This is a genomic window from Polymorphobacter megasporae, assembly GCF_018982885.2.
GTDB classification, from domain to species: Bacteria; Pseudomonadota; Alphaproteobacteria; order Sphingomonadales; family Sphingomonadaceae; genus Polymorphobacter_B; species Polymorphobacter_B megasporae.
Map to the genome: position 1 here is coordinate 1,375,867 of NZ_CP081848.1, position 11,002 is coordinate 1,386,868.

The window sequence follows — 11,002 nt, forward strand, 5'->3', positions numbered from 1 at the left end:
GCCACCGCCGCGCTTCGGCCCTTGCGTCAGGCGATCGCGGTGCGCGTCCGGCGACGGGCTGCAAAGCCGACCATGCCGAAGCCGGCGATCATCAGCGCCCAGGCGGCGGGTTCGGGCACGGCTGCGGTCGCGCCCTCGACGGTGATGCGGACGCCGGTGTCGCTGAACGAAGCCCAGTCGTCGGAGAAGAACGACCGGAACAGCGTCGGCGAACCCGACGGCGTATTCTCGTAACCCAGGCCAGCGTAGCCCGTCGCGCCGAACTGGCCCGAACCGAAGATCACGCCGTAGGTCCCCGCCGAAAGCGTCAGCGGCAGCGGCGCGACAAGGTCCTGCGTCGCGCCGGTCACGGCGAAGACGACATGGCCGAGGCTGATGTCGGCGAGGTCGGTCGACTTGCCGGCGGGGAACGCCGCGCGGGAAGACAGCGGCACGATCGCGCCGAAGATGTTGCCGCCGGGAAAGCCACCGAATTGCGCCCCGATGCCGGTGATCGCGGTGGTCCGGCCGAGCGTGAACACCGCGCCCATGAAGTTGTTTTCGCTCAAAATATATTCGCCGCTGTCGACGCCGGAGTAAGCCGCGCTCTGGTAGATCACCAGGGCGTCGGCCGGGACCGCGGCGAGCATGCCGAGCGCGACGACGAGGCCGCGGGTGAATCCAAAGGTCATGCTGTCGCTCCAAGCGTAGTTAACAGACCGCAGCGTTAGCTACCGAACGTTACGGTTGTGCGACGATACCGCCACGGCTGGACCGGTGGCGGGCTCGGCGGGGGCGGCCTATATATTCGCCTTATGCCCGCAGGTTCATGGCTCCAGCCCCACCCCGAGGGCATCTACGTCGCTCCCGGCGACTTCTGGATCGATCCGTCGAGCCCGAAGCCGTCGGCGCTCGTCACCCACGGCCACGCCGACCATGCCCGCGGTGGGCACGGCAAGGTGCTGGCGACCGCCGAAACGCTGGCGATCATGGACGTGCGTTACGGCGAGCAGGTCGGGCAGAAGGCGGCTTACGGCGAAAGCATCCGCGTCGGCGACGTCACCGCGACCTTCGTCCCCGCCGGCCACGTCCTCGGCTCGGCGCAGATCGTTCTCGACCATAATGGCGAGCGGATCGTCGTGTCGGGCGACTACAAGCGCCGCGCCGACCCGACCTGCGCCGCGTTCGAGCCGGTGCCGTGCGACATCTTCGTCACCGAGGCGACCTTCGGCCTGCCGGTCTTCCGCCACCCCGACACCGGGCAGGAGATCGCCAAGGTCCTGACCGCGCTCAGCCACAACCCCGAACGCTGCGTCGTCATCGGCGCGTATGCGCTCGGCAAGGCGCAGCGGGTGATCGCCGAGCTGCGCCAGTTGGGTCACGACGCGCCGATCTACCTCCATGGCGCGGTCCAGCGGCTGTGCGACCTGTACGTCGCGCTCGGGGTCGACCTCGGCGACCTGCGACCCGCGGCCGGATTGAAGGCCGCCGACCTCAAGGGCAGCGTCGTCATCGCCCCGCCGTCGGCGCTTAACGACCGTTGGAGCCGCCGCCTGCCCGACCCGATTACCGCGATGGCGTCGGGCTGGATGCGGGTGCGCCAGCGCGCGGTCCAGCGCCAGGTCGAACTACCGCTCATCATCTCCGACCACGCCGACTGGGACGAGCTGACGACAACCTGCACCGAACTCGCGCCGAACGAGGTGTGGGTGACGCACGGGCGCGAGGAGGCGCTGGTCCATTGGTGTCAGACGCGGCAGATGCGGGCGCGAGCGCTCGATCTGGTGGGGTTCGACGACGAGGACGACTAGCTCCTCCCCCGAAGCAAAGGGGAGGAACCAGGCGCTAGCTCAGACCAATGTCGCCAGCGCGCCGCGGTCGAAGTCCTTCAGCTCGCCCATCCGCCCGTCGCGGACTTTTTCCGCCCAGTCGGGATCGACGATCAATGCGCGGCCGACCGCGACGAGGTCGAACTCGTCCTTCTCCAGCCGCTCGAGCAGATTGTCGAGCGACGCCGGCTGCGACTGCTCGCCGCCAAAGCCCGCGACGAACTCGCCCGACAGGCCGACCGAGCCGACGGTGATCGTCGGCTTGCCGGTTAGCTTCTTCGCCCAGCCGGCAAAATTGAGTCCCTCGTCGCCGTCGATCTCGGCGAACTCGGGCTCCCAGAAGCGGCGCTGCGAGCAATGGAAGACGTCCGCCCCGGCCTCGGCGAGGGGGTTGAGCCATGCCGCCAGCGCGTCGGGGGTGGCGGCGAGCTTGACGGTGAAGTCCTGCTGCTTCCACTGCGACAGGCGGATGATTAGCGGTAGGTCGCCGATCGCCGCCTTGACCGCCTTGACGACTTCACCGGCAAAGCGCGCGCGTTCGGGCAGCGCGCCGTTCCAGCCGTCGTCGCGGACATTGGTCCCCTCCCAGAAGAACTGGTCGATCAGGTAGCCGTGTGCGCCGTGGAGTTCGACCGCGTCGAAGCCGATGCGCTTGGCGTCGGCGGCGGCCTGCGCGAAGGCGGCGATCGTGTCGGCGATATCGGCGTCGGACATCGCATTGCCGTACGCCTTGCCCGGGCGGAGCAGCCCGGACGGGCCCTCGGCGTCGTGCTTGTAGTCGGGCAGCGTCGGATTCTTCATCGCGCCGACGTGCCACAGCTGCGGCGCGATCTTGCCGTGCGCGCCGTGGACCGCGTCGACGACCTTGCCCCAGCCGCCGAGCGCCGCTTCACCGTGAAACACCGGCACGTTGGGGTCGTTGAGCGACCCGGCACGATTGACCCCGGTGCCTTCGGTGACGATCAGCCCGACCTGCCCCTCGGCGCGCCGCTGGTAATATTCGGCGACGTTCGCACCGGGCACCCCGCCGGGCGAGAACGACCGCGTCATCGGCGCCATGACGATCCGGTTGGGCAGGTGCAGCCCGGCCATGTCGAACGGGCGGAAAAGCGGGTTGGTCATCGGGCAGGCTCCGGTTGCGATGGCCCGCATTAGGCGATGGTTGACGGGCGCGGCAAGTGCGGCGCGGCGAAGGATTTCTTGAGTGCCGCGCACTTTACGGACCTGCGCGCGGCGCACCTCGGTTATACCCTTGGATCGAAGGACAATTGCCATGACCGGCGCGCGACTTGACGATCACGCGGCACATCCGGCGGAGCTCGCGGCGAGCGGCGCTGCCACCGTCAAGGACCCGGTCTGCGGCATGACCGTCGATCCGGCGGCATCGCCGCATCATGCCGCGTACCACGAGCAGACCTATCATTTTTGCAGCGCCGGCTGCCGGACGAAGTTCGTCGCCGGTCCCGCCAAATACCTCGGTGCGCCGCGAGAAGCGTCGGCGGCACCCGGTGCGGTCTGGACCTGCCCGATGCATCCCGAGATTCGTCGCGACAAACCGGGGAGCTGTCCGATCTGCGGCATGGCGCTCGAACCGGCGGAGCCATCGCTCGACGACGGCCCTAATCCCGAACTGGTCGACTTCACCCGGCGGCTCTGGTTCACGGGCGTTCTCGCCGTGCCGCTGCTGGTCGTCTCGATGGGTGCCGAGATGTTCGGCTGGCACCTTTTCGACGCGCGCACTTCGGCATGGGTTCAGCTCGCTCTGTCCGCGCCGATCGTCCTTTGGGCAGGGTGGCCGTTCTTTGCGCGGGGGTGGACGTCGGTCGTCACCCGGCACCTCAACATGTTCACGCTGATCGCGATCGGGGTGGGTGCCGCCTTTCTCTATAGCCTCGCCGCGACGCTGGTTCCGGGCGTGTTCCCGTCGGCGTTCCGGATGCACGGGGCGGTCCCGGTCTACTACGAGGCGGCAGGCGTCGTCGTGACGCTCGTCCTGCTTGGCCAGGTGCTCGAACTCCGCGCGCGGGCTGCGACCGGCCGCGCGATCGGCGCATTGCTCGACCTCGCCCCCAAGACCGCACATCGGCTGGCCGCCGATGGCAGTGAGTCCGAAGTCGCGCTCGCCGAGGTGCGCACCGGCGACCGGCTCCGCATCCGCCCCGGCGAAGCGATCCCGGTCGACGGCATCGTTATCGACGGACGCTCGGCGGTCGATGAGTCGATGCTGACGGGCGAGCCCGCGCCGGTCGAGAAGTTTGCCGCCGCTGCGCTTACCGGCGGGACGGTCAACGGCACCGGCAGCCTCGTCATGGAGACGCGCGCCGTCGGGGCCGACACGATGCTGGCCCGGATCGTCCGGATGGTCGCCGACGCGCAGCGCAGCCGCGCCCCGATTCAGGCCGTTGCCGACCGCGTCGCGGGCTGGTTCGTCCCCGCCGTCGTGCTCGTCTCGGTCATCACTTTCGTCGTCTGGAGCCTCGTCGGACCCGAACCGCGGATGGGCCACGCCCTGCTCAATGCGATCGCGGTCCTGATCATCGCCTGCCCGTGCGCGCTCGGACTGGCGACGCCGATGTCGATCATGGTCGCCGCCGGGCGCGGGGCGCAGGCGGGCGTGCTGATCAAGAACGCCGAGGCGTTGCAGGCGTTCGACACGGTCGACACGCTGGTCGTCGACAAGACCGGAACGCTGACCGAGGGCAAGCCCCGCCTCACCGCCACCGAGCCGGTACCCGGCTTCACCGCCGAGCAACTGCTCGCCGCCGCGGCCGCCGTCGAGGCGCAGTCGGAGCACCCGCTCGCCCGCGCCATCGTCGGCGCTGCACGTGAGCAGCAGCTGGCGTTCGGCACCGTCGCGGACTTCGCCTCGCAGACCGGGCTCGGCGTCAGCGCCACCGTCGATGGCGTTCCGGTCGTGCTCGGCAACACTGCGCAGATGACGCGCGTCGGGGTCGATCCGTCGCCGCTCGAAGCCGCCGCCGACGCGCAGCGCCAGACCGGCGCGGGCACGCTGTTCGTCGCCATCGGCGGCAGGCTCGCCGGGTTTCTCGCCGTCGCCGATCCGGTTCGCGGCAACGTCCGCGAGGCGATCACCGCGCTCCGCGACGACGGTCTTCGCATCATCATGCTGACCGGCGACAACCTGACCACGGCGAACGCGGTCGCAACCGCGGTCGGCGGCCTCGACGAGGTTCGCGCCGGGCTTGCGCCGGAGGACAAGGCGCGGATCGTCGGCGAGCTCAAGGCACAGGGCCGCCGCGTCGCGATGGCGGGCGACGGCATCAACGACGCGCCAGCGTTGGCAGCCGCCGACGTCGGGCTGGCGATGGGCACCGGCACCGACGTCGCGATCGAGAGCGCGGGCATGACACTGACCGGCGGCGACATCTCGGCGATCGTGCGAGCGCGCACGCTGTCGAGAGCGACGATGCGCAACATTCGCCAGAACCTGTTCTTCTCGTTCGTGTTCAACGGCATCGGCGTGCCGGTGGCGGCTGGAGTGCTTTACCCCGTCGCGGGCATTCTCCTGTCGCCGATGTTCGCCGGGGCGGCGATGGCGCTGTCGTCGTTGACCGTCGTGCTCAATGCGCTGCGCCTCAACGCCGTGAAGCTCTGACAGGCCCGGAGCAACGCGTTTAGTGTAAGCTCGGGCGACTTAGGCAATCTGCGGCTTCGGAAGTCCACGTCGCCAACGACGCCTGGGACGACCGCATTTGCCACTCAGGCGCCAGCATCGGCCTATCGCAGATCGTCGATTCGGAGCCCGCTCTCGCCCGACGCCTGCCGTCGTTTCGCTTCGTGGTTGGCCTGCGGCTTGACGAAGATCGCCGACACCTCGGGGTGGTGGTCGCGGATGCGGCGCTCGAGATCGATCACCGCCGCCTCGATTTCCGGCGTCCGCAGCGCGTCGTCGAATTCGAGACTGAGGGTGACGACGACCTGGTCGGGGGCGAGCTGGATCGTCGCAACGCCGTTCGCCCGGTCGACCCCGGCGGTCTCATGCGCGAGCCGCAAGACCGCCGTACTCAGCGCGGGGTCGGCGCGCTCGCCGATCAGCAGCGCCTTCGACTCGCGCGCGAGCAGTGCAGCGACGACGGCGAGGATCAGCCCGATCAGCAGGCTCGCCGCGCCGTCCCAGCGCGGATCGCCGGTGACGACCGCGAGCCCCGAACCGGCGGCGGCAACGGCGATCCCGGTCAGGGCCGCTGAATCCTCGAACAGCACCATGAACGACGGCGGGTCCTTCGACCGGCGGAACGCCTGCCAGATCGTCAGTCCGCCCTGCTTCGAGCGGAATTCGCGGAAGGCGACGAACCACGACGCCCCCTCGAAAACCGCCGAAACCCCGAGCACGCCGAAGACCAGCGCGGGCGAACTGATCGGCTCGGGGTGAAGCAGGTGCGCAACGCCCTCGTAGACCGAGACGCCGGCTCCGACCGCGAAGATCAGCAGCGCGACGACGAAGCTCCAGAAGTACAGCTCGCGGCCGTAGCCGAGCGGGTGGTCGGCGTCGGGTTTCCGCGCGCTGCGCTTCATGCCGTACAGCAGCAGCACCTCGTTGATCGTGTCGACGAGGCTGTGTACCCCCTCGGACAGCATCGCCGACGATCCGCTGATCGCCGCCGCGATGAACTTGACGACGGCGATCGCGAGATTGCCCGCAAGCGCCGCCCAGACAACGACGGTGCTGCCCGATTTAGCGCCCGACTTCACGCGACCCAGTGGATATCGAAGGGGAGTTCGGTCCCCGCAAGCAGCCGTCCAACCGGGAGCTTCGACTTGGCCCCGTCTTCGAGCGCGGTCTCGAGCGCGGCCTTTGCCGCGTCGCCCTGGCAAGCGACCGACAGCGCGCGCGCCGCCATCAGCGTCGTCTTGGTCAGCGTCACACGGCCGTCCTTGCCGCCTGCCGGCATCACCCCGATCGCCTTGCACGTCGCCGGGGCGGTGATCGCCGCGTCGAGGTCGGGGCTGGCGACGAGCGAGCCGGTGCCGCCGTCGGCATCGACGACCAGCCACGCGAGGTCGAGCGGCCACTTCATTGCGCCAAGCCGCTCATCGGCATCGAGCCCGGCCTTCTTATATTCGGCTTTCGCGTCGCCGATTAGCGGGATGACCCGCGCGCCGATCGGCAGGAAGGCGCGCGCCAGCATGCCGACGGTGCTCGACGCGTCGGTCGGGGCGACCATCCGGTCGTCGGTCGGAATGATCGTCACGCGCTTCCAGTTGAGCTTGGCCTTCGCCAGCCGGGCATAGACCGGTCCGGGCAACGCCCCGCCGGGCAGGGCGATCAGCGCATCGCCACGCGCGTCCAACGCGCTGTCGATGATGAATTCGATGTCCGACGCGACCGCATCGTACAGTTCGTCGGTGTCCTCATAGTCCCACCATTCGGCTTCGATCATGCTGTCTTGCGCTCCAATTGCTCGTCGATGGCGCGATAGCGCATCTCGGCTGCCGCCATATAGTCACGCGTGATCGGGAGCACGTCACGTTTCCGTGTCAGCTGCACCTGGACGTTCATGTGTCCGTCGTTGCGGAAGGCCGCGATCGCCGCTGCGAGGTAGAACTGCCACATCCGGAAGAAGCGCGCGTCGTACAGCGCGACGATCTTGTCCTCCGCCGCGACCGCCCGGCGATACCATTCCTCGAGCGTCAGCGCATAATGAAGGCGCAGCACCTCGATGTCGGTGATCCACAGCCACGCACGCTCGACCGCCGGGGTGATCTGCGACAGCGCCGGGGCATAGCCGCCGGGAAAGATGTACTTTGCCGTCCACGGGTCGGTCGCCCCCGGGCCGTCGGCACGGGCAATGGTGTGGATCAGCGCGACGCCGTCGGGGGTCAGCAGCGAGTGGACCTTGTCGAAGAACTGGCGGTAGTGCGGCAGTCCGACATGCTCGAACATCCCGACCGAGACGATCCGGTCGAACTGGCCAGTGAGCGCGCGATAGTCGATCAGTTCGAAGCGAACATGGTCGGAGACTCCGGCCTCGGCAGCGCGGCGGCGCGCGACCTTCAACTGCTCCTCGGACAGCGTCACGCCGGTGACGTCGACCCCGGCGACGCGGTGGAGGTACAGCGCCATCCCGCCCCAGCCGCAGCCGATATCGAGTACACGCTGCCCGGGCTTGAGATCGAGTTTGGCGGCGATATGCGCCTTCTTGTGGGCTTGGGCGGTCTCGAGACTGTCGTCGTCGTGGTCGTAATAGGCGCATGAATATTGGCGGTCGGCGTCGAGGAAGAGGTCGTACAGCCGGTCGGACAGATCGTAATGGTGGGCGACGTTGCGCTTCGACCGGCGGCTGAAATTGATCTGATCGAGCTTCGCCGCGATCGCCGCCTGCCGCCATAGCCCGAGCCGGATCGGATTATCGCGGTCCCAGCGGACGTTGTGCGTGACGAGGTGGACGAGGTCCTTGATGTCCCCGTCCTCCATGATCAGGCGGCCGTCCATATAGCCCTCGCCCGCGCCGATTGCGGGCCCCAGCGCGATAGCGCGCGCAGTCCGGGCATCGGTCAGGCGGAAGGTCACCGGGCGGATCGTCGCCGACGGCGCGCCGAAACGGTGGACCGTACCGCGATGGTCGACGATCGTCAGTTCGCCTTCGCGGATCATCTTGTTGAACAAGCGTGTGAGAAGAAACATGGCCAACCCTGCTGCCCCGGCGGCGGCCGGGCTAACTATCGTTAGATCGTTTCGGTCATAGATAGGTTCCGGTTACGCTGACGCGTCCAGATTGATCCGTCATCCGACTCTTTATAATTCGTTAGGAGTAATTGATACTTACCCATAGTGTCCCCAGCAATCTGGGGGCGGATATGAAAATTGTTGTGTGGCTTAAGCGGCTGTGGCGCGCATATCTAAATCTTGTTCGCAAATCGCCGGAAGACGACGATGATGAGTATTCGATCTGGTGAGCCAGTTACGCCGCAGCATCGACCCACCCGGCTTCTTTCTCTGCCGAGCGCCGGTCGAGCTCGGCGCGGCTGATCTTCTCGCTCGCCGACTTCAACTGCCCGCATGCCGCCATGATGTCGCGACCGCGCGGGCGGCGCACCGGGGCCGAGATGCCGCCGCGGAAGACGATATCGCTGAACCGCGCGATCCGATCCGGGTCCGAACATAGATAGTCCGATCCGGGCCACGGGTTGAACGGGATCAAATTGACCTTCGCCGGAAGACGGTACTTGCGGATCAGCCGGACGAGCTCGCGCGCGTCGTCGTCGCTGTCGTTCTTGTCCTTGAGCATGACGTACTCGAAGGTGATCCGCCGGGCGTTGTTCGCTCCCGGGTACGCCGCGCACGCCGCAAGCAGCTCGTCTATGCCATAGCGCTTGTTGATCGGGACGATCTCGTCGCGGACCTCCTTGGTCACTGCGTGGAGCGAGACCGCGAGGTTGACCCCGATCTCCTCGCCCGCCCGCGCCATCATCGGCACCACGCCCGACGTCGATAGCGTAATCCGCCGCTTCGACAGGCCAAGCCCGGTCGCGTCCATGACGATGCCGAGCGCCGCCTTGACCGCCTCGAAATTATACAGCGGCTCGCCCATCCCCATCATCACGATGTTAGTCAGCATCCGGCCTTCGGAGGTATAGTTGCCGCGCGGCGCATCGTCGTCGTCCGCGTCGTCATCGTCGTCGTCGGCCCTCGCGACGGATTTCGCAGCGCCTGTCGGCCATTCGCCCAGCGCATCGCGTGCGAGCATCACCTGCCCGACGATCTCGCCCGGCGTCAGGTTGCGGACGAGCTTCATCGTGCCGGTAAAGCAGAAGCGGCAATTGAGCGTGCATCCGACCTGCGCCGACACGCACAATGTCCCGCGATCGGCATCGGGAATGAAGACGCACTCGGCCTCGTTGCCATCGTCGAAGCGCAGCAGCCACTTACGCGTCCCGTCGGTCGACACCTGTGCCTGCGCAATCTCGGGGCGCCCGACGACGAAATGCTCGGCGAGAACGGCGCGGGTGTCGCGCGCGATGTTCGCCATCAGGTCGAAGTCGACGACGCCGCGGTGATACACCCAATGCCACACCTGCGATGCGCGCATCTTCGCCTGCTTCGCGGGGATGCCCGCCGTGGTCAGCGCCTCAGTCAGCTCGGTCCGCGTCAGCCCGACGATCGCGGTCTTGCCGTCGGCGCGCAGCGACGCGACGCGCGGCACCGGAACGGGGTCAATGAAGCCGGGAATTTGCATAATTGGCATCTAGGTCCGGTGCGCGGCAAAAGAAAGGCGGAGGCCGAAGCCATGAACCTCAACCACGTCACCCTGCCAGCGCACGACTATGCCGCGAGCGTCGCCTTCTACACCACGCTATGCGCGGTTCGAGATGGACGGCGGGTCGACGCTGTCGGTCGAGATCATGGCGGATGGCGAACACGCTGGAGCGGCAGAGATCTACCTGCATTCCGACGACGTCGATGCGGAGGTCGCGGCGGCAGCGGCGCGGGGGATAGTGTTCGATTATCCGCCGCGCGACGAGGACTACCTGTGGCGCTGCGCGCGAACGACCGATCCGGCAGGCAACCGCATCTTCCTGTACCACGCCGGGGTCAACCAGCGCTTCCCGCCGTGGCGGATCGGATGCGGTGAGGGTGGTGGTGGAGCCTAGCGGGATCGAACCGCTGACCTCTACAATGCCATCGTAGCGCTCTCCCAGCTGAGCTAAGGCCCCGTACCACGTGATCCACCCGTTGGGCCGGGCGGAGCGGCTGACTACGCCAACGCAAGCGCGGGCGCAAGAGTTTCCCCCGGCCCATCGGACCGGGGTCGAATGACCTACGCCTCTTCTTCGCCGTCGTCCGGGACGACAACGGCCAGATCCTCGTCGTCGCCGATGTCGACATCGGGCTCTTCGGCGTCTTCGGCGACGTCGAGGTCCTCGTCGTCGGCGTCGATCACCTCGCCGTCCTCATTCGTCTTGACCGCCGGCTTCGCGGTTTCGAACGGCAACGGCTGCTTCGACTTGAGCATCGATTCGGGCACCCAGACGTTGCCGCAGTTGATGCACGTGACCGGATCTTCGTTGCCGAGATCGTAGAATCGCGTGTTGCATTTCGGGCAGGCACGCTTGGTGCCCCATTCGGGATTGACCATGACAGAACTCCGGGCAGCGCGGGCGACCCCGGCGCGACAAGCGCGGGTCATTGCCACAGCCCCGGGGGGCTGTCAAAAGCCCGCGGCCTTCCTGCC

General features: G+C 67.6%; 10 protein-coding genes and 1 tRNA gene. 3 read left to right on the top strand and 8 right to left on the bottom strand.

Going from position 1 to position 11,002, the window contains the following annotated elements; translation table 11 throughout:
- Positions 1-26: 26 nt before the first annotated feature.
- Positions 27-671: a PEPxxWA-CTERM sorting domain-containing protein gene (locus KTC28_RS06420; protein WP_216709404.1), complete on the bottom strand. Its 645-nt coding sequence runs from the start codon at positions 669-671 to the stop codon at positions 27-29.
- 123 nt (positions 672-794) lie between these two features.
- Between KTC28_RS06420 and KTC28_RS06425 the strand changes: the two genes are divergently transcribed.
- Positions 795-1,790, top strand: coding sequence for a ligase-associated DNA damage response exonuclease (locus tag KTC28_RS06425; RefSeq protein ID WP_216709403.1), 996 nt, complete (start codon positions 795-797; stop codon positions 1,788-1,790).
- 39 nt (positions 1,791-1,829) lie between these two features.
- Here KTC28_RS06425 and KTC28_RS06430 read toward each other — a convergent pair whose 3' ends face one another.
- Positions 1,830-2,930 (bottom strand): NADH:flavin oxidoreductase, encoded by a 1,101-nt coding sequence (locus KTC28_RS06430; RefSeq protein WP_216709402.1) that lies wholly within the window; start codon positions 2,928-2,930, stop codon positions 1,830-1,832.
- Positions 2,931-3,171: 241 nt separating this feature from the next.
- Here KTC28_RS06430 and KTC28_RS06435 point away from each other — a divergent pair, with 241 nt between their 5' ends.
- Positions 3,172-5,424, top strand: a complete 2,253-nt coding sequence (locus tag KTC28_RS06435; RefSeq protein ID WP_255602421.1) for a heavy metal translocating P-type ATPase — start codon at positions 3,172-3,174, stop codon at positions 5,422-5,424.
- Positions 5,425-5,546: 122 nt separating this feature from the next.
- On the opposite strand, the gene KTC28_RS06440 is transcribed toward KTC28_RS06435, so the two are convergent.
- The 4 genes from KTC28_RS06440 to rlmN all read right to left on the bottom strand — a co-directional run bounded on the left by KTC28_RS06440 (position 5,547) and on the right by rlmN (position 10,006).
- Positions 5,547-6,521 (bottom strand): cation diffusion facilitator family transporter, encoded by a 975-nt coding sequence (locus KTC28_RS06440; RefSeq protein ID WP_216709400.1) that lies wholly within the window; start codon positions 6,519-6,521, stop codon positions 5,547-5,549.
- Entirely contained in the window at positions 6,518-7,210 is a 693-nt protein-coding gene (locus KTC28_RS06445; RefSeq protein ID WP_216709399.1) for a 6-phosphogluconolactonase, read from the bottom strand. The genes KTC28_RS06440 and KTC28_RS06445 overlap by 4 nt, the downstream gene beginning before the upstream one ends.
- The gene (locus KTC28_RS06450; RefSeq protein WP_216709398.1) at positions 7,207-8,454 is read right to left on the bottom strand and encodes an SAM-dependent methyltransferase; all 1,248 of its coding nucleotides are present in this window, start codon (positions 8,452-8,454) and stop codon (positions 7,207-7,209) included. The genes KTC28_RS06445 and KTC28_RS06450 overlap by 4 nt, the downstream gene beginning before the upstream one ends.
- A gap of 277 nt (positions 8,455-8,731) precedes the next feature.
- Positions 8,732-10,006 (bottom strand): 23S rRNA (adenine(2503)-C(2))-methyltransferase RlmN, encoded by a 1,275-nt coding sequence (gene rlmN, locus KTC28_RS06455; protein ID WP_500797308.1) that lies wholly within the window; start codon positions 10,004-10,006, stop codon positions 8,732-8,734.
- Between the two features lie 133 nt (positions 10,007-10,139).
- On the opposite strand from rlmN, the gene KTC28_RS06460 reads away from it, so the two are divergent.
- Positions 10,140-10,421 carry a hypothetical protein gene (locus KTC28_RS06460; RefSeq protein ID WP_223132295.1) on the top strand — a complete coding sequence of 94 codons (282 nt, stop codon included), beginning with the start codon at positions 10,140-10,142 and terminating at the stop codon, positions 10,419-10,421.
- On the opposite strand, the gene KTC28_RS06465 is transcribed toward KTC28_RS06460, so the two are convergent.
- Positions 10,409-10,484 (bottom strand) — tRNA-Ala (locus KTC28_RS06465). The genes KTC28_RS06460 and KTC28_RS06465 overlap by 13 nt on opposite strands.
- 104 nt (positions 10,485-10,588) lie before the next feature.
- Positions 10,589-10,906 (bottom strand): FYDLN acid domain-containing protein, encoded by a 318-nt coding sequence (locus tag KTC28_RS06470; protein WP_216709395.1) that lies wholly within the window; start codon positions 10,904-10,906, stop codon positions 10,589-10,591.
- Positions 10,907-11,002 lie beyond the last annotated feature (96 nt).